22 protein-coding genes and 1 pseudogene are annotated in these 20,736 nt (G+C 67.6%); 10 read left to right on the top strand and 13 right to left on the bottom strand.

Annotation, left to right across the window (positions count from 1 at the left end; genetic code table 11):
* The first annotated feature begins 4 nt into the window (after positions 1-4).
* The 4 genes from fdhF to APM_RS07930 all read left to right on the top strand — a co-directional run bounded on the left by fdhF (position 5) and on the right by APM_RS07930 (position 4,955).
* Positions 5-2,845: a formate dehydrogenase subunit alpha gene (gene fdhF / locus APM_RS07945; RefSeq protein ID WP_007422848.1), complete on the top strand. Its 2,841-nt coding sequence runs from the start codon at positions 5-7 to the stop codon at positions 2,843-2,845.
* The gene (fdhD, locus tag APM_RS07940) at positions 2,842-3,669 is read left to right on the top strand and encodes a formate dehydrogenase accessory sulfurtransferase FdhD (RefSeq protein ID WP_007422847.1); all 828 of its coding nucleotides are present in this window, start codon (positions 2,842-2,844) and stop codon (positions 3,667-3,669) included. The genes fdhF and fdhD overlap by 4 nt, the downstream gene beginning before the upstream one ends.
* Positions 3,659-3,889: a formate dehydrogenase subunit delta gene (locus tag APM_RS07935; RefSeq protein WP_007422846.1), complete on the top strand. Its 231-nt coding sequence runs from the start codon at positions 3,659-3,661 to the stop codon at positions 3,887-3,889. The genes fdhD and APM_RS07935 overlap by 11 nt, the downstream gene beginning before the upstream one ends.
* 241 nt (positions 3,890-4,130) lie before the next feature.
* Positions 4,131-4,955: a formate/nitrite transporter family protein gene (locus APM_RS07930; protein ID WP_007422845.1), complete on the top strand. Its 825-nt coding sequence runs from the start codon at positions 4,131-4,133 to the stop codon at positions 4,953-4,955.
* A gap of 56 nt (positions 4,956-5,011) precedes the next feature.
* Here APM_RS07930 and APM_RS07925 read toward each other — a convergent pair whose 3' ends face one another.
* The gene (locus APM_RS07925) at positions 5,012-5,347 is read right to left on the bottom strand and encodes a DUF1491 family protein (protein ID WP_007422844.1); all 336 of its coding nucleotides are present in this window, start codon (positions 5,345-5,347) and stop codon (positions 5,012-5,014) included.
* A gap of 72 nt (positions 5,348-5,419) precedes the next feature.
* On the opposite strand from APM_RS07925, the gene APM_RS07920 reads away from it, so the two are divergent.
* From APM_RS07920 to APM_RS07905, 4 genes are read left to right on the top strand one after another with little or no spacing between them, the layout of a single operon-like run.
* Complete coding sequence (locus APM_RS07920) at positions 5,420-6,430, top strand: ABC transporter substrate-binding protein (protein ID WP_007422843.1); 1,011 nt, start codon at positions 5,420-5,422, stop codon at positions 6,428-6,430.
* A 1-nt stretch (position 6,431) separates the two neighbouring features.
* Positions 6,432-7,172, top strand: a complete 741-nt coding sequence (locus APM_RS07915) for an ABC transporter ATP-binding protein (protein WP_039888078.1) — start codon at positions 6,432-6,434, stop codon at positions 7,170-7,172.
* Positions 7,169-7,933: an ABC transporter permease gene (locus APM_RS07910; protein ID WP_007422841.1), complete on the top strand. Its 765-nt coding sequence runs from the start codon at positions 7,169-7,171 to the stop codon at positions 7,931-7,933. Before APM_RS07915 ends, APM_RS07910 begins: the two co-directional genes overlap by 4 nt.
* Positions 7,934-7,987: 54 nt before the next feature.
* The gene (locus APM_RS07905) at positions 7,988-8,182 is read left to right on the top strand and encodes a hypothetical protein (protein WP_007422840.1); all 195 of its coding nucleotides are present in this window, start codon (positions 7,988-7,990) and stop codon (positions 8,180-8,182) included.
* A 46-nt stretch (positions 8,183-8,228) separates the two neighbouring features.
* On the opposite strand, the gene fabI is transcribed toward APM_RS07905, so the two are convergent.
* Complete coding sequence (gene fabI / locus APM_RS07900) at positions 8,229-9,065, bottom strand: enoyl-ACP reductase FabI (RefSeq protein ID WP_007422838.1); 837 nt, start codon at positions 9,063-9,065, stop codon at positions 8,229-8,231.
* A 102-nt stretch (positions 9,066-9,167) separates the two neighbouring features.
* Here fabI and pdxH point away from each other — a divergent pair, with 102 nt between their 5' ends.
* Positions 9,168-9,755, top strand: a complete 588-nt coding sequence (gene pdxH, locus APM_RS07895) for a pyridoxamine 5'-phosphate oxidase (RefSeq protein ID WP_007422839.1) — start codon at positions 9,168-9,170, stop codon at positions 9,753-9,755.
* Positions 9,752-11,035, top strand: a complete 1,284-nt coding sequence (locus tag APM_RS07890; protein ID WP_007422837.1) for an amidohydrolase family protein — start codon at positions 9,752-9,754, stop codon at positions 11,033-11,035. The genes pdxH and APM_RS07890 overlap by 4 nt, the downstream gene beginning before the upstream one ends.
* 12 nt (positions 11,036-11,047) lie before the next feature.
* Here APM_RS07890 and rpe read toward each other — a convergent pair whose 3' ends face one another.
* The 11 genes and pseudogenes from rpe to APM_RS07835 form a co-directional block, all read right to left on the bottom strand.
* Positions 11,048-11,725, bottom strand: a complete 678-nt coding sequence (gene rpe / locus APM_RS07885) for a ribulose-phosphate 3-epimerase (protein ID WP_007422836.1) — start codon at positions 11,723-11,725, stop codon at positions 11,048-11,050.
* Positions 11,712-12,632 (bottom strand): CbbX protein, encoded by a 921-nt coding sequence (cbbX, locus tag APM_RS07880; RefSeq protein WP_007422835.1) that lies wholly within the window; start codon positions 12,630-12,632, stop codon positions 11,712-11,714. Before cbbX ends, rpe begins: the two co-directional genes overlap by 14 nt.
* Before the next feature lie 11 nt (positions 12,633-12,643).
* Entirely contained in the window at positions 12,644-13,072 is a 429-nt protein-coding gene (locus tag APM_RS07875; RefSeq protein ID WP_007422834.1) for a ribulose bisphosphate carboxylase small subunit, read from the bottom strand.
* A 12-nt stretch (positions 13,073-13,084) separates the two neighbouring features.
* Positions 13,085-14,566, bottom strand: coding sequence for a form I ribulose bisphosphate carboxylase large subunit (locus APM_RS07870; RefSeq protein ID WP_007422833.1), 1,482 nt, complete (start codon positions 14,564-14,566; stop codon positions 13,085-13,087).
* A gap of 26 nt (positions 14,567-14,592) precedes the next feature.
* The gene (gene fba / locus APM_RS07865; protein WP_007422832.1) at positions 14,593-15,672 is read right to left on the bottom strand and encodes a class II fructose-bisphosphate aldolase; all 1,080 of its coding nucleotides are present in this window, start codon (positions 15,670-15,672) and stop codon (positions 14,593-14,595) included.
* A 48-nt stretch (positions 15,673-15,720) separates the two neighbouring features.
* Positions 15,721-16,596 (bottom strand): phosphoribulokinase, encoded by an 876-nt coding sequence (locus APM_RS07860; protein ID WP_007422831.1) that lies wholly within the window; start codon positions 16,594-16,596, stop codon positions 15,721-15,723.
* Positions 16,593-17,660 (bottom strand): class 1 fructose-bisphosphatase, encoded by a 1,068-nt coding sequence (locus APM_RS07855; protein WP_007422830.1) that lies wholly within the window; start codon positions 17,658-17,660, stop codon positions 16,593-16,595. The genes APM_RS07860 and APM_RS07855 overlap by 4 nt, the downstream gene beginning before the upstream one ends.
* Positions 17,661-17,912: 252 nt before the next feature.
* On the bottom strand, positions 17,913-19,124 hold the full coding sequence (locus APM_RS07850) for an AAA family ATPase (protein WP_007422829.1): 1,212 nt from the start codon (positions 19,122-19,124) through the stop codon (positions 17,913-17,915).
* 136 nt (positions 19,125-19,260) lie between these two features.
* A complete protein-coding gene (locus tag APM_RS07845; RefSeq protein ID WP_007422828.1) occupies positions 19,261-19,683 on the bottom strand; it encodes an organic hydroperoxide resistance protein in 423 nt (140 codons plus the stop codon).
* A 39-nt stretch (positions 19,684-19,722) separates the two neighbouring features.
* Positions 19,723-20,541, bottom strand: coding sequence for a bifunctional hydroxymethylpyrimidine kinase/phosphomethylpyrimidine kinase (gene thiD, locus APM_RS07840; RefSeq protein WP_007422827.1), 819 nt, complete (start codon positions 20,539-20,541; stop codon positions 19,723-19,725).
* An 8-nt stretch (positions 20,542-20,549) separates the two neighbouring features.
* Positions 20,550-20,736: pseudogene (locus APM_RS07835) on the bottom strand (phosphoglucosamine mutase); the annotation flags it as partial.

Below are 20,736 nucleotides of genomic sequence, written 5' to 3'. Positions count from 1 at the left end.
CGCCATGGGTCTCGTCCATGAAATCGACTACGGCACCAAGGCTAGCAACGCCGCGGCGCTCGTTACCCTGACGATCGACGGGGTGAAGGTCAGCGTGCCGGAAGGCACGTCGGTCATGCGGGCGGCGATGGAGATCGGCACGCAGATCCCCAAGCTCTGCGCCACCGACATGCTGGACAGTTTCGGCTCGTGCCGGCTCTGCCTCGTGGAAATCGAGGGGCGCGCGGGCACGCCGGCCTCCTGCACCACGCCGGTGGCGGAGGGCATGGTGGTCCATACCCAGAACGAGCGGCTCGGCAAGCTGCGCCGCGGGGTGATGGAGCTCTATATCTCCGACCATCCGCTGGACTGCCTGACCTGCTCGGCCAACGGCAATTGCGAGTTGCAGGACATGGCCGGCGCGGTCGGGCTGCGGGAGGTGCGGTATGGCTATGAGGGCGAGAACCATCTCGACTCGGCCAAGGACGTCTCCAACCCGTATTTCCAGTTCGACCCGGCCAAGTGCATCGTCTGCTCGCGCTGCGTGCGGGCCTGCGAGGAGGTGCAGGGCACCTTCGCGCTGACCATCGCCGGGCGCGGTTTCGACTCCAAGGTGTCGCCGGGGATGGAGGAGAGCTTCTTCGAGTCCGAGTGCGTGTCCTGCGGCGCCTGCGTGCAGGCCTGCCCGACCGCGACGCTGATGGAGAAATCCGTCGTCGAGATCGGCCAGCCGGAGCATTCGGTGGTGACGACCTGCGCCTATTGCGGCGTGGGCTGCTCGTTCAAGGCGGAGATGCGCGGCGAGGAACTCGTGCGCATGGTGCCCTACAAGGATGGCAAGGCGAATCATGGCCATTCCTGCGTGAAGGGGCGCTTCGCCTGGGGCTATGCGACGCATCAGGACCGGATCACGAGGCCGATGATCCGGGCGAAGATCTCCGATCCGTGGCGGGAAGTGTCGTGGGACGAGGCGATCAGCCACGTGGCGTCGGAATTCAGGCGCATCCAGGCGACTTATGGCAAGGGCTCGATCGGCGGCATCACCTCGTCGCGCTGCACCAACGAGGAGACCTTCCTGGTGCAGAAGCTGGTCCGCGCCGCCTTCGGCAACAACAATGTCGATACCTGCGCGCGGGTGTGCCACTCGCCGACCGGCTATGGCCTGTCGCAGACCTTCGGCACCTCGGCGGGGACGCAGGATTTCGACAGCGTCGAGCAGGCCGACGTGATCCTGCTGATCGGCGCCAACCCGACCGACGGCCACCCGGTGTTCGGCTCGCGGATGAAGAAGCGGCTGCGCGAGGGGGCGAAGCTGATCGTGATTGACCCGCGGCGGATCGACCTCGTCCGCACCCCGCATGTCGAGGCGGCGTATCACCTGCCGCTGCGGCCGGGCACCAATGTCGCGATGCTGACCGCCCTCGCCCATGTGATCGTCACCGAGAACCTCTATGACGAGGCCTTCGTGCGCGAGCGCTGCGACCTCGACGCGTTCACGCTGTGGGCGGAATTCGCCGCGGCGGAGCGGAACAGCCCCGAGGCGCTGGCGGCGACCACGGGCGTCGATCCGCAGCTCGTGCGCGCGGCGGCACGGCTCTACGCCAAGGGCGGGAATGCCGCGATCTATTACGGGCTGGGCGTGACCGAACACAGCCAGGGCACGACGGCGGTGATGGCGCTCGCCAATCTCGCGATGGCGACCGGCAATATCGGGCGCGTCGGCGTCGGCGTGAACCCGCTGCGCGGGCAGAACAACGTGCAGGGCAGCTGCGACATGGGCAGCTTCCCGCACGAGTTTAGCGGCTACCGCCATGTCTCGACCCCGGAGGTCCGGCAGGCCTTCGAGGTGGATTGGGGCGTTTCGCTCGATGCCGAGCCGGGGCTGCGGATTCCGAACATGCTCGACGCCGCGGTGGATGGCACGTTCAAGGGGCTTTACATCCAGGGCGAGGACATCGCGCAGTCCGACCCGGACATCAAGCATGTCACCGCCGGGCTCGCGGCGATGGAATGCGTCGTCGTGCAGGATCTGTTCCTGAACGAGACGGCGCAGTTCGCCCATGTGTTCCTGCCGGGCTCGACCTTCCTGGAGAAGAACGGCACCTTCACCAATGCCGAGCGGCGCATCCAGCTCGTGCGCAAGGTGATGACGCCGAAGAACGGCTACGAGGACTGGGAGGTGACCCAGCTGATCGCCAAGGCGCTGGGCTACGACATGAACTACGCGCATCCGTCGGAGATCATGGACGAGATCGCGCGGCTGACGCCGAGCTTCGCGGGCGTGTCGTTCGACCTGCTGGAACGGCAGGGCTCGGTGCAGTGGCCGTGCAACGAGAAGGCGCCGGAGGGGACGCCGGTGATGCATGTGGGCGGCTTCGTCCGCGGCCAGGGGCGGTTCTTCGTGACCGAATACGTGGCGACCGACGAGAAGACCGGTCCGCGCTTCCCGCTGCTGCTGACCACAGGGCGCATCCTGTCGCAATACAATGTCGGCGCGCAGACGCGGCGCACGGCGAACACCGCCTGGCACGAGGAGGACCTGCTGGAGATCCATCCGCACGATGCCGAGCAGCGCGGGATCAATGACGGGGCGTGGGTCAAGGTGGCCAGCCGGGCGGGAGAGACCTCGCTCCGGGCGAAGGTGACCGACCGGGTCGCGCCGGGGGTGGTCTACACCACCTTCCACCACCCGATGACGCTCGCGAACATCGTCACCACCGACTATTCGGACTGGGCCACGAACTGCCCCGAATACAAGGTGACGGCGGTGCAGGTCTCGCCGTCGAACGGGCCGACCGAGTCGCAGCAGACCTATGCGGATCTCGGTCGCAGGACCCGGCAGATCGAGGCCACGCCGGCCGAATGACCAGGCTGTTCGAACCGGTCGTCCGCGTGGCGACGACCGCGTTCCACCACGGCGAGGTCAGCGCGGGATCGCGGCAGGTTCCGGAAGAAACCGCCATCGCGCTGAGCTACAACCGGGTTGGCTACGCGGTCATGATGGCGACGCCGCGCGATCTGCGGGATTTCGCGACGGGGTTCAGCCTGTCGGAAGGCATCGTCGACCGGGCGGCCGATCTGCTCGACTGCGAACTCGTGACCGTCGATCAGGGGATCGAGTGCCGGATGCGCGTCGGCACCGATGTCGCCGATCGCCTGGCGCGACGGCGGCGGCACATGGCCGGGGCGCTCGGCTGCGGCCTGTGCGGGCTGGAAAGCCTCGCCGAGGCGACGCGGGCGATTCCGCGGGTCGGCTCGGGGCTGACGATCTCGGCCGAGGCGGTGATGCGCGGGATGCGGGCGATGGCGATGCAGCAGGAGCTGAACCGCCAGACCCGTGCCATTCACGCCGCCGGATTTCTCGACCCGGCGGACGGTTCGGTGCTGGTGCGCGAGGATGTCGGCCGGCACAACGCGCTCGACAAGGTGATCGGCGCGCTGGCCGGCGCCGGCCGGTCCGCGGGCAGTGGCGTCGTGCTCATGACCAGCCGGGTCTCGATCGAACTGATCCAGAAATGCGCGGTCGCCGGCGCGCCGGTGATCGTCGCCGTGTCGGTGCCGAGCGCGCACGCGATCCGCGCCGCCGACGAGGCCGGGATCACGCTCGTCGCCGTCGCGCGCGAGGACGGATTTGAAGTCTTTACCCACCAGACACGCATCTGTTTCGGAGCCTCCAGACATGTCGCCTGAAGACCAGGACCGCAAGCTCGTCTACATGGCGAACCAGATCGCCACCTTCTTCAACACCACGGCGGACGGCGAGGCCGTGGCCGGGATCGAGAACCATATCCGCAAGTTCTGGGACCCGCGCATGCGGGCGAAGATCATCGCCTTCCGCGCCCGCGGCGGCGAAGGGCTGACGGAAAACGCCGCCGCCGCGGTGGACCGGCTCGCCAGCGAAGCCGCCTGAACCTGTCTCAATCCTTGCATCGGTGCCTCGCGCGGCGGGCTTAGTAAATCATTTTTTTGATACGACAAGCACTCCGCCGAATTCGGCGGCGGAGCCGCTAGTGTTGATCCCACGAAATACAAGACGAAGCCGGAAGCGTTATTGAAAGGCAGACAGATTTTGACTTTTGATCACTAAATCGTGTTGACCTGAGATTACAGCTCGGTTATCTCGCTCCGGTCCAAGCACATGGAGCGAAAAAATGGATTGGTTGAAACCGTCTGCCCTGGCGGCGGCGATGATGGAGGCGGGCGCCGCCAAGGGGAACCTGCCGGCCAGGACCATTCTCGTCACCGGCATTCTCTCCGGCCTGTTTCTCGGCTTCACGACGACGCTGTTCGTCTCCGCCCTGGTCGCCACCGGCAATCTGGTGGTCAGCGCGATGTTCTTCCCGGTCGGCTTCATCCTGCTGGTTCTGCTCGGCCTCGAACTGTTCACCGGCAATGCGGCGCTGCTGCCCTATGCCGGCATGGCCGGGCGCCTGAGCTTCGGCAGCATCGTGAGCGGGCTGGTGCTCGTCTATGTCGGCAACCTGATCGGCAGCCTGCTCTATGCCGCACTTTTCGCCGCGATCGATACCAAGTTCTTCACCGCGGCGGCCGATCCGATCGGCGCGAAGATTGCCGCGATCGCCGCCCTCAAGACGATCCCGTACATGAAGGCCGGCGCCGCCGGCTGGATGACCGCCTTTTCCAAGGGCGTCGTCTGCAACTGGATGGTCAGCCTCGGCGCGGTGATGGCGCTGGTCTCGCGCTCGGTCATCGGCAAGATCTTCGCGATGTACATGCCGATCATGGCCTTCGTCGCGCAGGGGTTCGAGCACTGCGTGGTGAACATGTTCGTCATTCCCTGCGGCATCATGCTCGGCGCGAAGGTGTCGGTCTCGCAGTGGTGGATCTGGAACGAAATCCCGGTGACGCTCGGCAACATCGTCGGCGCCGTGGTGATCACCGCGTTCGGTCTCTATGTCGCGCATGGCGCGACGGCGGCGCCGGAACCGGTGCTGTCGCCGGCGCCGGCGGAGTAAGACGTTCCGCCTGACCGATGGGAAGGGCCGTGCCGGCGGGCGCGGCCCTTTTCGGTTCAGAGGATCGTGCCCTCGAAAGGCGGCAGGTAATCGGGCGCCTCGAACTCGACGACCCAGAGATCGGGGTCGAAGCGGAGTTGCTTCTCGACATAGGCATCGGCCCGCGCATCGTCGACCGGGTCGGGGCCGGTGGCGCGCAGCCAGGCGGGGCGGCCGAGGGCATCGCGCGTCTGGCTCAATATCACCACCCCCATCCGGCCGCGCAGCAGCACCAGCACGCCGCCGGCATCCTCGTCGCCCCGGTGCAGCAGCATGCCGGGCCGGCCATCGGCGGCGCCGAGCCGCAGCGCCATCTGCACCCAGATGCCGGCCTTGACGCGGGGTTCGCTCACCGGGCTTGACCTATCGACGACCGCACCGAACTCTGTTGATAATGACTAACGAAAACCGACGGGGATAAGCTCATGGACTGGTTTCGCTCCTTGCCTCGACTGCTTGCCGCGCTGCTCTGCATATCACCGGCGCTGGCCCATGCCGCATCGCCGCCGAAGCTGCAAAAGGTCACGTTCGGTCTCGACTGGGTGGCCGAGGCCGAATATGGCGGCTTCTATCAGGCGGTGGCGGACGGCATCTACCGCAAATATGGCCTCGACGTGACGATCCGCGAGGGCGGGCCGCAGGTGAACAACGCGCAGCTGCTGCTCGCCGGGCGGCTCGATTTCGATATCACCTCGAACAGCTTCCTCGCCTTCAATTTCGTGCAGCAGAAGATTCCCTTCGTCGCGGTCGCCGCGTTCTTCCAGAAGGATATCGACGTGCTGATCGCCCATCGCGGCGCCGGCGAGGACAGTTTCGCCGCGCTGAAGGGCAAGCCGATCGCGATTTCGGCGGATACGCGGGCGGGCTGGTGGCTCTTCCTGAAGAAGAAATACGGCTACAGCGATAGCCAGATCCGCCCCTACGATTTCAGCCTCGCCCCGTTCTTCACCAGCAAGGACCTGGTGGTGCAGGGATTTCTGACCTCGGAGCCGTTCCTCGTGAAGCAGAAGACCGGGCATTTCCCGGTGGTGCTGCGGCTCGACCAGGCGGGGTTCGACGGGTATGGCGAGCTGATCGCGACCTCGCGCAAGCTGGCGAAGACCGACCCTTCGGTGGTGCGCCGCTTCATCGAGGCGTCGGCCGAGGGGTGGAAATCCTATCTCGACGGCAATCCGGCGCCGGCCTTCGCGCTGATCCGCAAGGCCAACCCGGACATGACGCCGGCGCTGCTGAAATTCGGCTATGACCAGCTCAAGGCGCATCAGGTGGTGGAGGATGCCACCACGGCGAAGATCGGGATCGGCGGGATGACCGATGCGCGGTGGAAGGGCTTCTACGAGCAGATGCGCGCGGCCGGCCTGTATCCGGCGCATTTCGACTATCGCAAGGCCTATACGTTGCGGTTCCTGCCGAAGGGGAAAGCGGCCGCGCGCTGAGATGGTGCGGCTGGAACAGGTGACGCGGCGGTTCGGGGCGGGGACGGTCGCGCTCGCCGGGATCGACGCGGCGATCGGGCGGGGCGAGTTCGTCGCCCTGCTCGGCCCCTCGGGCTGCGGCAAGTCGACGCTGCTGCGGCTGCTCGCCGGGCTCGATGCGCCGGATGCGGGGCGGCTGGTCTGGGAGAGTGGCACGGCACCCGGCGCGGGCGAGATCGGCTTCGTGTTCCAGGACGCTACGCTGCTGCCCTGGGCGAGCGCGGCGCGGAACGTGCACCTGCCGCTCCGCCTCGCCGGGCGGCGCTTCGAGGACGGCGCGGCGTCGGTGCGTGAGCTGCTGGCGCGGCTCGGGCTTGCGGGGTTCGAGGAGGCGAAGCCGGCGGCGCTGTCGGGCGGGATGCGGATGCGTGTCGCGATCGCGCGGGCGCTGGTGTCGCGGCCGCGCCTGCTGCTGATGGACGAGCCCTTCGCCGCGCTGGACGAGTTTACCCGCAACCGCTTGCAGGACGATTTGCTGGCACTGTGGCGGGAGACGGGCAGCACGATCGTGTTCGTGACCCATTCGATCTACGAGGCGGCGTATCTCGCCTCGCGCATCGTGGTGATGACGCCGCGACCGGGGCGGATTGCCGCGGAGATTGCCAGCCCGCTCGCCGAGGGCGGGGACCGGCGGACGGACCCGGCCTATGCCGCGCTGGTGCGCGAGGTGACGGAGACGCTGCGCGCGGTGATGCCGGCATGAGCCGCGCCGAGCGATGGGCGCCGGTGGTCTTCGGCCTCGCGGCGCTGGGGCTGTGGCAGGGGCTGGTGATCGGCTTGCGGGTGCCGCCCTATGTGCTGCCGGGGCCGGCGGCGATCGTCGCGGCGTTCTGGGCGGACCGGGCGTCGCTGCTGCTCTCGCTGGTCTCGACCCTCGCCGTGACGGGGGCGGCGCTGCTGGCGGCGGCGCTGCTCGGCATGGCGCTGGCGCTGGCGATGGCGGCGAGCCGGCTGGCGCGGGCGGCGATCCAGCCCTGGGCGGTGGTGTTGCAGGTGACGCCGGTGGTCGCCATCGCGCCGCTGATCATCATCTGGGTGCATCAGCAATTCGCCGCCATGGTGGTGTGCGCCACCATCGTCGCGTTCTTCCCGGTGCTGTCGAACACCGCGGCGGGGCTGGCGGCGACGCCGCCGGAGCTCGCCGACCTGTTCCGGCTGAACGGGGCGAGCCGATGGCAGACGCTGGCGCTGCTGCGGCTGCCTTCCGCCCTGCCCTTCTTTCTCGCCGGGCTGCGGATTGCCGGCACGCTGGCGCTGGTGGGCGCGGTGGTGGCGGAGTTCGTCGCGAGTTCGGGCGGGTTTGCCGGCGGGCTGGCCGGGCGAATCCTGGAGTCGGGCTACCGGCTGGAGATTCCGCGCATGTTCGCCGCGCTGATGTTGCTGGCCGTCACCGGGATCGGGATCTATGCCGCGCTCGGCGCCTTCGAGCGGCGGATGCTGCGCCGCTTCGGCGCCGGAGGCTGAGATGCACGCGCGGGGCGCTTGATACGGATCGCGGGTTCTGGCACAGGCGCGCGCATGACCCGCAAGATGACCGACGCCCAGACCGACTACGAACGCAAGCGCGCCGCCAAGGCCAATATGAGCCTTGAGGACTGGCTGAAGACCAAGGAACGCCGGGCCGCCGAGGCGGCCTCGGCCACGGCACCGCGGCCGGAGAAAAAGCCCGGCCTGCTCAGGCGGCTGATCGACCGGGCGCACAAGCCCATCTGACGTCGGCCCCGGCGCGGGGCCGATCTGACGCCGCCTGCGGCCTCGGTTACTCGACGGCGTCGATATCCGGCGCCATCGGGTTCTTCATGCCGACGATGTGATAGCCGCAATCGACGTGGTGGATCTCGCCGGTGACGCCGCGCGAGAGATCCGACAGCAGATAGAGCCCGGAGGCGCCGACTTCCTCGAGCGCCACGTTGCGCTCGAGCGGCGCGTTGAGCTGGTTCCATTTCAGGATGTAGCTGAAATCGCCGATGCCGGAGGCGGCGAGCGTCTTGATCGGGCCGGCGGACAGGCCGTTCACCCGGATCGCGTCGCGCCCGAGATCGGCGGCGAGGTAGCGCACCGAGGATTCGAGCGCGGCCTTGGCCACACCCATCACGTTGTAGTGGGGGGTGACGCGCTCGGCGCCGAGATAGGTGAGCGTGACCATCGCTCCGCCCCGCTTCATCAGCGCCGAGGCGCGCTGCGCGGCCGCGGTGAAGGAGAAGCAGGAAATGTCCATCGCCTGGAGGAAGGCGGCGCGCGGCGTATCGGCATAGCGGCCGCGCAGGAACTGCTTGTCGGCGAAGCCGATGGCGTGGACGAGGAAGTCGATCTCGCCCCAGCGGTCGGCGACGGCGGCGAAGGCATCGTCGAGCGCCGCATCGTCGGTGACGTCGCAGGGGATGACGAGATCGGACTGCACGCTTTCGGCCAGCGGGCGGATGCGCTTCTCCAGCGCGTCGCCCTGATAGGTGAAGGCGAGTTCGCCGCCCTGCGCGGCCACCGCCTGGGCGATGGCCCAGGCGATCGAGCGGTTGTTCGCAACCCCCATGATGACGCCCCGCTTGCCACGCATCAGCGTGCCGGTCAGCGGGTAGGTCTGTGCGGATTCCTGCATGTCGGGGGCTCCAGTCTGTCGTGTCTCGGCCGGCCGTGCCGGGGTGGTGGCGTGCGGCGGCTTGGACTATCAAATATTGCGACACGGAAGAGAGAGCAACCGATGATCGATATCAGTGCCGATCCGTTCCAGCTTTTCGCCGCCTGGATGCAGGACGCCGAGGCGGCGGAACCGAACGATCCCAATGCGATGACGCTGGCGACGGCGACGCCGGACGGCCGGCCTTCGGCGCGGATCGTGCTGCTGAAATCGTGGGATGAGGCCGGATTTGTTTTTTATACAAACCTGGAGAGCCGGAAATCGCTCGAGATCCGCGCGAATCCGGATGTGTCGCTGCTGTTCCACTGGAAGTCGCTGCGCCGGCAGATCCGCATCGAGGGGCGGTGCCGCGCGGTTTCGGACGACGAGGCGGATGCCTATTTCGACAGCCGGCCGCGGATTTCGCGGCTCGGGGCCTGGGCCTCGGACCAGTCGCGCCCGCTCGGCGAGCGGGCCGAACTCGAACGGCGGCTCGCGGAGGTGACCGCGCGGTATGGCGACGGGCCGATCCCGCGCCCGCCGCACTGGTCCGGCTGGCATGTGATGCCCGATTCGATCGAGTTCTGGCAGGACCGGGACTTCCGCCTGCACGACCGCGCGGTGTTCACCCGCACCGGCGACGCCTGGTCGGCGACGAGACTGTTCCCGTGACGGGCGACCTGCTCATCCGCAACGCGGCGCTGCCGGATGGGCGGCGGGGGGTCGACATCCTGATCCGCGGCGGCGTGATCGAGACGGTCGGCCCCGGTCTTCCAGAGGCGGCCGCGCCGGCGGTGATCGACGCGGCGGGGGATCTGGTCGCGCCACCCTTCGTCGATTCGCATCTGCACCTCGATTCGACGCTCTCGCTCGGGCTGCCGCGGCTGAACCGCAGCGGCACGCTGCTGGAGGGCATCGCCCTCTGGGGCGAGCTCAAGCCGGACCTGACCGTGGAGGCCATCCATGCGCGGGCGAAGCGGCTCTGCACCTGGTCGATCGCGCAGGGGATCGGGGCGATCCGCTCGCATGTCGATATCTGCGACGACCGGCTGCTCGCGGTGGAGGCGCTGACAGCGCTGCGGGCGGAGATGGCGCCGTGGATCACCATCCAGCTCGTCGCCTTTCCGCAGGATGGCTGGCTGCGCTATCCGCGTTCGGCCGAAAACCTGCGCCGCGCGATGGCGATGGGGATCGACGTGATCGGCGGGATTCCGCATTTCGAGCGGACCATGGCGGACGGAGCGGAGAGCGTGCGCCAGCTGATGGCCATCGCCGCCGAGGCCGGGATGATGGTCGACATGCATTGCGACGAGAGCGACGATCCGCTCTCGCGCCATATCGAGACGCTGGCGGCGGAGACCGTGCGGCACGGGATGCAGGGGCGCGTTGCCGGGTCGCATCTCACCTCGATGCACTCGATGGATAATTATTACGCGAGCAAGCTGATTCCGCTGATCGCCGAGGCCGGGGTTTCCGCGATCACCAATCCGCTGATCAATATCACGTTGCAGGGGCGGCACGACACCTATCCGAAGCGGCGGGGCATGACGCGGGTGCCGGAGCTGATGGCGGCCGGGGTGAATGTCGCCTTCGGGCATGATTGCGTGATGGACCCGTGGTATCCGCTCGGCACGCACGACATGCTGGAGGTGGCATCGATGGGACTTCACGTCGCGCAGATGACCGGCGTGGACGCGATGCGTTCCTGTTTCGATGCCGTTACGGTAAACGCGGCGCGGGCGGTGGGGCTGGAGGGTTACGGCATCGCCCCCGGATGCCGGGGCGATCTGGTGCTGCTCGATGCCGGCGATCCGATCGAGGCGATCCGCACTCGCGCCGCGCGGCGCGCGGTGATTCGCGGCGGGATCGCGATCGCCGAATCGCCGGCGCGCGTCAGCCGGCTTCGCCTCGGCGACGAGGCGATGGAGGTTCGCTTCCGCGCGGCGGTGTGAGGCGCGGCGGCGTCAGGCAAGGGCCATCCCCCCTGCCCGCAGCGCCGCGATATTCGCCGCATAGGCCGCCCTGCCGCCGCGAAAGACCGAGGAGCCGGCGACCAGCACATCCGCCCCCGCCGCCACGGCATCCGGCGCGGTCTCCGGCGTGATGCCGCCATCGAGTTCGAGGCGGATGTCGCGCCCCGCGATCATCTCGCGGATCCGGCGGATCTTCGGCAGTTGCGATCGCAGGAAGGTCTGGCCGCCGAAGCCGGGATTGACCGTCATCACCAGCACGAGGTCGACCGCGTCGAGCACGTAGGACAGCGCCGCTTCCGGCGTGGCCGGGCAGAGCGCGACGCCGGCCCGGCAGCCGCGCGCGCGGATGGACTGCACGGTGCGGTCGAGATGCGGGCAGGCTTCGGAATGGACGGTGATGATGTCGGCGCCGGCCTCGACGAAGGCATCGATGAAGGGATCGACCGGCGCGATCATCAGATGGACATCGAACACGGCATCGACGTGCTTGCGCACGGCGCCGATGACCGGGGGGCCGAAGGTGAGGTTGGGGACGAAATGCCCGTCCATCACGTCGATATGCACCCAGTCGGCCCCGGCCTCGATGACGGCGCGCGCCTCCGCGCCGAGGGTGGCGAAATCGGCCGAGAGGATCGACGGCGCGATCAGCAACCTGTCAGGCGCCGGCATCGGCTTTTTCCTCCGCGCGGAAGACGCGGCTGGCCAGCAGATCGTCGGGTTCGATGATCGTCAGCGCGTCTTTCGGGATGGGCGAGGTCGCCGTCATCAGCCGGTTCGCCTGGCGCAGGCGCGCGCGATCGAGCGCGTTGCGCACCGAGCGGGCGTTGGAGAAATAGGGCTGCGTGCGACGCCGGGCGATGTAGCGGTCCATGACGGCGCGGGCCTCGGGCGAAAAGCGGTAATGCTGGCGGGCCAGCATCGTGTCGCTGATCGCCAGCAGCTCGTCGTTCTCGTAATCGGGAAAATCGATGTGGTGGGCGATGCGCGAGCGGAAACCGGGATTGAGGGTGAAGAAATTCTCCATCCGGTCGGCATAGCCGGCGAGGATCACGACAAGGTCCTCGCGCTGGTTCTCCATTACCTGCAAAAGAATCTCGATCGCCTCCTGCCCGTAGTCCCGCTCGTTGTCGGGGCGGTAGAGGTAATAGGCCTCGTCGATGAACAGCACGCCGCCGATCGCCTTCTTGAGGATCTCCTTCGTCTTCGGCGCGGTGTGCCCGATATACTGGCCGACCAGGTCATCGCGGGTGACCGAAATCAGCTGGCCCTGCCTGACGAATCCCAGAGCCTTGAGAATGTTCGCCATGCGGAGGGCAACCGTCGTCTTGCCGGTGCCGGGATTGCCGGTGAAGGACATGTGCAGCGTCGGCGCCTCGGTCGCGAAGCCGCATTTCTGCCTGACCCGCTCGATGAGCAGGAGGGAGGCAATCTCGCGGATCCGCGCCTTGACGGGACGGAGCCCGACAAGGTCGCGGTCCAGCGCCGCGAGCACATCGCCGATCCCGGCGCCGTCGAATTCGGCGCGGAGATCGATCATCTCGCCCGGGGCGGGCGCGCCTGCCATCGTATCCGGCATGCCCCCCTCCCTCACCCGGAATTTCCATAGCGCGCGCCTTCGGGTTTCTGGACGACATAGGCGCGGGTTTCGTAGCGCATGGTGCGGCCGGCGGCCTCGCTCCGTGTCAGCATGAAGCCGGGTTCGTCCTTCGGCCGCTGCACGATGAAGGAAATGCGGAGCGACTCCCATGTGTTGGTGGCGTCGAACGCCGAGAGGCGGATATAGCAATCATCGTGAATCCGCCGGCAGTCCGCGAGTTCGGACATGATCGCCTTGGCATCGCGGATGTCGAACATCGGCAGGCCCCACATTTCCCAGTAGGTGTTCCGCGGGTGCGGGTCGTCGGTATATTCGAGGTTCACCGCCCAGCCCTTGTCGAGGCAGTACTGGATCTGGCGGCTGATCTGTTCATCGGTCAGATCGGGAAGAAACGAAAAGCAGCCCTGGGTCAATCTCATGATAACGCTCCGTCAGTAGGCCGGCATCGCGGTGGGGACGAAATCGGGCGTGTCGGTCGAGGCGTAGTTGAACGTCACCTCGCCCCAGGTATCGAGCGCCTGGCGCAGCGGCAGGCAGTGGCGCGCGGCGTCGTTGAGGATCTGCGGACCTTCGGCGAGATAGTCGCGCCCTTCGTTGCGGGCGAGGATCATCGCTTCCAGCGCCACGCGGTTCGCCATCGCCCCGGCGGCGATGCCCTGCGGATGGCCGATCGTGCCGCCGCCGAATTGCAGGACGACATCCTCGCCGAGATGATGGAGGAGCTGGTGCATCTGCCCGGCATGGATGCCGCCCGAGGCGACCGGCATGACCTTGCGCGTGCCGGCCCAGTCCTGATCGAAGAAGATGCCGTGTTCGTAACGGGTTTCGTTATAGTCCTCGCGCAGGATATCGTAGAAGCCGCGGGTGGTGAGCGGATCGCCCTCGAGCTTGCCGACCACGGTGCCGGCGTGGATGTGATCGACGCCGGCGAGCCGCATCCACTTGGAGATCACCCGGAAGCTGACGCCATGCGTCTTGTGGCGGGTGTAGGTGCCATGGCCGGCGCGATGCAGGTGCAGGATCATGTCGTGCTTGCGGGCCCATTTCGACATCGACTGGATCGCCGTGTAGCCGATGACGAGATCGATCATGATGATGGACGAGCCGAGCTCGTGGGCGAAGGACGCGCGTTCGTACATGTCCTCCATCGTGCCGGCGGTCACGTTCAGGTATGTGCCCTTGACCTCGCCGGTCGCGGCCTGCGCCTTGTTCACCGCTTCCATGCAGTAGAGAAACCGGTCGCGCCAGTGCATGAAGGGCTGCGAGTTGATGTTCTCGTCATCCTTGGTGAAGTCGAGGCCACCCTTCAGCGCCTCGTAGACGACGCGGCCGTAATTGCGGCCCGAGAGGCCGAGCTTGGGCTTCACCGTCGCGCCGAGCAGGGGGCGGCCGAACTTGTCGAGCCGTTCGCGCTCGACGACGATGCCGGTCGCCGGGCCGTCGAACGTCTTCACATAGGCGACGGGCAGCCGCATGTCCTCGAGCCGCAGCGCCTTGAGCGGCTTGAAGCCGAACACGTTGCCGATGATCGAGGCGGTGAGGTTGGCGATCGAGCCCGGCTCGAACAACGCGAGATCGTAGGCGATATAGGCGAAATACTGGCCGGGCGCATTGGGCACCGGATCGACCCGGTAGGCCTTGGCCCGGTATTTCTCACAGGCCGTCAGCCGGTCTGTCCAGACGACGGTCCAGGTCGCCGTCGAGCTTTCGCCCGCGACCGCAGCCGCCGCCTCCACCGGATCGACGCCATCCTGCGGGGTGATGCGGAACAGCGAGATGACATCGGTGATCTTCGGTTCGTAGTCGGGTTCCCAGTAGCCCATCTTGCGGTATTCGAGAACGCCCGACCTGTAGCGCTCCTTGCCGCGAACGGTCAGGGCCTCGTTGGTGATGTTAGGGGTTGGCGTATCCATGATGCGGACTCCGTCTTCTGATGTCATCAAGCGGCGCGGCCGACATCGATCACGGGATCGAGGGCGCCGGATGCGTATTGCCTGGCCATCGCGGCGAGGGGCTGCGGTTTGATTCGCGAGGCCTGCCCGGCGGTGCCGAAGGCCTGGAAGCGCGAGCGGCAGAGATCGCGCAGTGCCGCGATGGCGGGTTTCATGAACTGGCGGGGGTCGAATTCCGCGCGGTTCCCGGTGGCGACCTTGCGGATGGCGGCGGCCATGGCGAGGCGGCAATCGGTGTCGATATTCACCTTGCGCACGCCGTGGCGGATGCCGAGGAGGATTTCCTCGACGGGCACGCCCCAGGTCTGCGGCATCTCGCCGCCGTGGCGGTTGAAGGCCTCCTGCAGGTCCTGCGGGACCGAGGACGAGCCGTGCATGACGAGATGGAGTTCGGGCATGCGCTCGTTGATGGCGCGGATGACGTGCATCGCGAGAATCGCGCCATCCGGCTTGCGGGAAAACTTGTAGGCGCCGTGGGAGGTTCCCATGGCGACCGCCAGCGCGTCGACCTTCGTGGCACGCACGAAGGCAACCGCCTGGTCGGGGTCGGTCAGGAGCTGGTCGTGGGAGAGCGTGCCCTCGGCGCCGTGACCGTCCTCGGCCGCACCGGCGCCGGTTTCGAGACTGCCGAGCACGCCGAGCTCGCCCTCGACCGAAACGCCGACGCGATGCGCCATGTCGGTGACGCGGGCGGTGATGGCGACATTGTAGTCGTAGTCGGCGGGGGTTCTTGCGTCGGCCATCAGCGAGCCGTCCATCATCACGCTGGTGAAGCCGTGCTGGATCGCCGACAGGCAGGTCGCCTCGTCGTTGCCGTGGTCCTGGTGCAGGCAGATGGGAATCTGCGGGTGCTCGGCCTCCGCCGCCTCGATCATCTTCGCCAGCATCCGGTCGCCGGCATAGGACCGGGCGCCGCGCGAGGCCTGGAGGATGACCGGCGCATCGCAGGACGCGGCGGCCTCCATGATCGCGATCACCTGTTCCATGTTGTTGATGTTGAAGGCGGGAACGCCGTATCCGCGTTCCGCCGCATGATCGAGTAGCTGACGCAATGTTATGCGTGCCATGTCAGTTTCCTTTCCGGGGCCAGCCGCCTGGGCGTGTCGGGGGCGGGTTCATTGCGCCCGCCTTTTCCGGTCCATCAGTTGCATGATGATCGGGGTGAGAATGAGCTGCATGGCGAGATCGAACTTGTTTCCGGGCACCGCGATCGAGTTCGCGCGGGACATGAAACTGCCGTGCAGCATGGCGAGGAGATAGGGGAAGTCGATGCCGTGCGGATCGCGGAAGCGGATGACCACGATCGATTCATCGGCGGTCGGGATCCAGCGGGCGATGAAGGGGTTGGAGGTGTCGACCGTGGGCACGCGCTGGAAGTTGATGTCGGTCTCGGTGAATTGCGGGCAGATGTAGTGCACGTAGTCCGGCATCCGCCGCAGGATCGTGTCCATCACCGCCTCGGTGGAATAGCGGCGGGCCGCGCGGTCGCGGTGGATTTTCTGGATCCATTCGAGATTGATCACGGGAACGACGCCGATCTTCACGTCGGCATGGCGCCCGGTATCGATGTCGCCATGCCTGACGGCGCCGTGCAGGCCTTCATACAGGAGAATGTCGGTCGGCGCCGGCAGGTCCTCCCAGGGCGTGAAGGTGCCGGGCGTGCCGCCGTAGCGTTCGGCTTCGTCCTGGTCGTGGATGTAGTGCCGGTATTGTCCGGTGCCGGTCGCGGCGTAGCTCTCGAAGGTTGCCGCGAGCTCGGCGAGGAGATTCGTCTCCGGGCTGAAATGGCTGAAATGGCGGTTTCCCGCAGCTTCCGCCTCGGCCATTTTCGTTTTCATCTCGGCACGATCGTAGCGGTGAAACGCATCGCCCTCGATATGCGCGGCGGTGATCTTCTCGCGGCGGAAGATCTGTTCGAACACGTTGCGCACCGAGGTGGTGCCCGCGCCGGACGAGCCGGTGACGGAGATGATGGGATGGCGCTGGCTCATGCGAACAGTTCCGCCACGTTCGAGGTGGAACGGAACAGCGAACGCCGGCGGAACAGCGGCGAGGAAGGCTGCCCTGCCCTTTCATAGGCCTGGGCGACGCGGCGGACTTCATCGGCCGAGCCGAAGACGAGCGGGCAGCGCTGATGGATGTGGGCCGGCTGGAGGTCGAGGATCGGAATGCGGCCATCGGTCGCGGAGGCGCCGGCCTGTTCCATGAGGAAGGCGATGGGGTTCGCTTCATAGACGAGCCGCAGCCTTCCGGCCTCGTAGCCTTGCCGTTCGTCCGCCGGGTAGAGATAGATGCCGCCGCGGCCGAGGATGCGGAACGCATCGCCCACCATGGAGGCCAGCCAGCGGGTGTTGAAATCGATGCCGCGCGGACCGTTCCGGCCCTGCTTCAGCTCGACGATGTAGTCGCGGATCGGCTCTTCCCAGTGGCGGAGATTGGATCCGTTGATGGCGTATTCGCGGGTTGCGGCGGGCACGGTGGCCGGCGGGGCCGGCGCGAGAAAGGCGCCGGAGACGGGATCGAGCGTGAAGATGCGGGTGCCGTTGCCGAACGTCACGGCGAGCGCGGTGCGGGGGCCATAGATGAAGAAGCCGGCCGCGAGCTGGCGCCGCCCGGTCTGCAGGAACGGGCTTGCGGGATCGGCGCCGCTGGCATGCCGGGCGGGCAGGATGGAAAAGATCGTTCCGACCGGCGCCAGCGTGTCGATGTTCGACGAGCCGTCGAGCGGGTCGACCGCGACGGCGACCTCGCCCGCCGGATCGAGCCATTCCGGCACGGCCGCTTCCTCGGAGGCGAAGGCGGCGGCGCCGGAAGCGATGACGGCCTCGCGCACCAGGGCGTGGGTTATCGCATCAAGCGCCTTCTGGCCGTCGCCGTCGAGCGACTCGCCGATGACGGCGCCGAGATCGCCGGAGAGCGGGCCGCGGGCCAGCAGATGGGCGATCTGTCTCGCGGCGCCGGCCAGCGCCTCGACGACGCGGCATGAAGCGGTCAGTGCGGGAAGCTGGCTGGCGATCTGGTCAAGACAGGTATCGAGCCTCAGAGCGTCGCTCATTTCGTTTCCTCCTCAATGGCGCACCACCTTGTGGCTCGTGCTGTCCGGTCTCGTGCCCCCGCGCTGTCTCAGCATCGCGGAAATCAGACTGGCAGACGAAATTAAGCTAAGTAAAGATAAATTTTCTTTGTATGTTTTTTTGCCGAATTTAATGCACCGCGCATGACAGCCTTCTGCGGGCAGCGGTGAAGGCGCGATATCGGGGTGGATTGTGGCAGGCTCGGCCCGTGGCCGACGCGCTGCGTCAGGCGGTCAGGCGGCGGCGTTGCGTCCGCGCTCGAAGCCCGCTTCGCGGGCCAGGTCTTCGATCAGGCGGCCGAGCGGCCCCTTGGGCACCCCGGCGAAGCGTTCCTGCGCGCCGAGGCTGGTGAAGAGTTTGGGCAGTTCGGGAAGGCTGAGATCGACCTTGCGCTTGAGCGCATCCTCGATGTGCTTGCGACGCAGGCCGCCGGCCGCGCCTTCGCGGTTCAGGAAGATCGTCGGCCGCTGCGGCTGGCCCGGCGTGCTGGACGCGGCGATCAGGCGCACCGTATCGCGCAGGCTCGCGATGCTCGGGTCGAGAACGATGATGCGGTGATGGGCGAGTTCGAGCAGTTCCCGGTGCTGCTGGATCGGCAGGAACGGCAGATCGACGATCACGAAGTTGAAGCGCATGCGGATCGCATCGATGATCCGCCGGGCGGCGCCGGCGGAGGCGGCCGGCTGGCAGGCGAGATCGGGCGGGGAGCCCAGGACATGCAACCGGTTCCGGACCGGCCGGACCGCGCCCGCGACGGCAGCACCCGGGTCATCTCCGGCATCCTGCAGAAGGGTCTGGAACGAGGGTTTGAATTCGACCCCGAACCAGTCCTGTGCCGTGCCGATGAATGGATCGGCATCGAGCAGCAGGGTGTGACGGTTCGACTCGACGCCCAGATACCAGGCCAGCGCGGCGGCGATGGTGCTGCCGCCGACCCCGCCGCGCGCGCCGGTGACGGAAATGACCCGGCCGCCTCGCGTCAGGTCGGCGACCGGCGAATTGCGGGTGATCAGCGAGGCGAAATGGCGGGCGACAAGCTCGCGGGTGATCGGCTTGAACAGGTAGTCGATCGCGCCGACCCGCCGGATGATGTTGCGGTAGAGATCGACATCGTCGACCTCGCCGATCACCAGCAGGGAGACCGACGGTTCGATGACATCGCAGAGTTCGAGCAGGGCGTGCATCGGCCGCTCGTCCTTGCCGATGTCGACGACGACAATTTGCGGCGTCGGGACTTTCGCGAGGGCGGCGATGGCGGCCTTCAGATTGCCGCGGCGAATGTCCGCCGTGTTCTGGATGCCCGTCTGGGCCAGGTCGCCCAGCCCGTCGCGTATCACCTGCTCGGTCGCCGCATCGGCAACGAAGCTCAGGACCGTGAGCTGGTCGATCCGCGCGCCGAGATCGTTCCCCGGCTCTTCGGCCGGCTTGAGCGACGGGTTATCCATGGCGACGAGGGGTCGCCGCCGGCACGCAACCGCAGCGCCCGGCGGGGCGTCCGGCTGCGGCAGGCCCGCTCACGGGTGCCATGGGCAACACTAACTGCATGGCACCCGGATAGCCGGAAAAGTTTAAGAAAGCCTTTCAGGCAACGGCGAATCTGCTGTCGATATTGCCGCGCGTCGCATGCGCGTAGGGACAGACGATCTCGGCCTTGCGCACCAGGTCCTCGGCCTGCGCGCGGTCCATGCCCGGGATGGTCACGGTCAGGTGCGCCGTGATCCCGAACCCGGTGCCGTCGTCGCGCGGGCCGATGCCGATCTCGGCATTCACCTTCGCATCCTCGGGGATCTTCACCTTCGCCTGATTGGCGACGAATTTCAGCGCGCCGAGGAAACAGGCCGAATAGCCGATGGCAAAGAGCTGTTCCGGATTGGTGCCCTGCCCGCCATCGCCGCCGAGTTCCTTCGGCGTGCTGAGATCGACCTTGAGGCGGCCGTCGCTGGTTTCGGCATGGCCGGTGCGGCCGCCGGTCGCGTGGCCGCGCCCGTGATACAGTGTTTTCATGGCAGGAACTTCCTCCTCGATCAGTGACGGATTTCTAGATCATGCCGGCGGACGATCCTGCAAGAGCGCGGCGGCGCGGGCATGGCCGAGCGGCCCGTGGCCGCGGCCCAACCCCGGGGCGGCGCGCAGGGCGGCGTGGAGGAACGCTTCGGCGGCCTCGATCGCGGCCCGGAGATCCAGACCGCGCGCGAGGCCGCAGGCGATCGCGCTGGCCAGGGTACAGCCGGTGCCGTGGGTGTGGCGCGTCGCGATGCGGGGATGGGCGAAGGTCACGACGTCGTCGCCGGCGATCAGGCGGTCGATGACCGGATCGCCGTCGAAATGGCCGCCCTTCAGCAGGACGGCCCGGGCGCCGAGGCGGCAGAGCGCGCGGCCGGCGCGGATCGCATCCTCGTGCGAATCGATGGCGAGGCCGGCGAGGGTTGCCGCCTCGTCGCGATTGGGCGTCACCAGCGTGGCGCGGGGCAGCAGACGGTCGCGGATGATGGCGAGCGCGCCCTCCCCGGCCAGCGCGGTGCCGCTGGTCGAGGCGAGGACGGGGTCGAGCACCAGAGGCGCGGCCGGCGCCGCGGCGGCGATCGCCAGGGCGACTTCCTCGGCCGTCCCGGCGCTGCCGAGCATGCCGAGCTTGATGGCATCGACCCCGAGATCGGCCACGACCATGCGGATCGACCGGGCGACGAGATCGGGCGGCACCGGGGCGATGGCGGCGATGCCGCTGGTGTCCTGCGCGGTGACGGCGGTGATCGCGGTCATCGCGTAGCCGCCCAGGGCGGTGATCGTCTTGACGTCGGCCTCGATGCCGGCGCCGCCGCCGCTGTCCGAGCCGCCGATGGCGAGAACCCGGAACCAGTCCATCGCCGCGCTCAGCCGGCCGATTCCGCCTCGATCACGGCGCAGAGCTCGTCGACCACGGCGGCGACGAGCTGCTCGTCCTCGCCCTCGGCCATCACGCGGATCAGCGGCTCGGTGCCGGAGGCGCGCAGGAGCAACCGGCCGATGCCGGCGAGCCTTGCCTCCGCCGCCGCCGCCGCCGCCGTGACGGCGGGCGAG

It is taken from the genome of Acidiphilium sp. PM (assembly GCF_000219295.1).
Lineage (GTDB): Bacteria > Pseudomonadota > Alphaproteobacteria > Acetobacterales > Acetobacteraceae > Acidiphilium > Acidiphilium multivorum.
The sequence above is the reverse complement of the archived record's forward strand: the minus strand, read 5'-3'. Positions and strand labels throughout refer to the sequence as shown.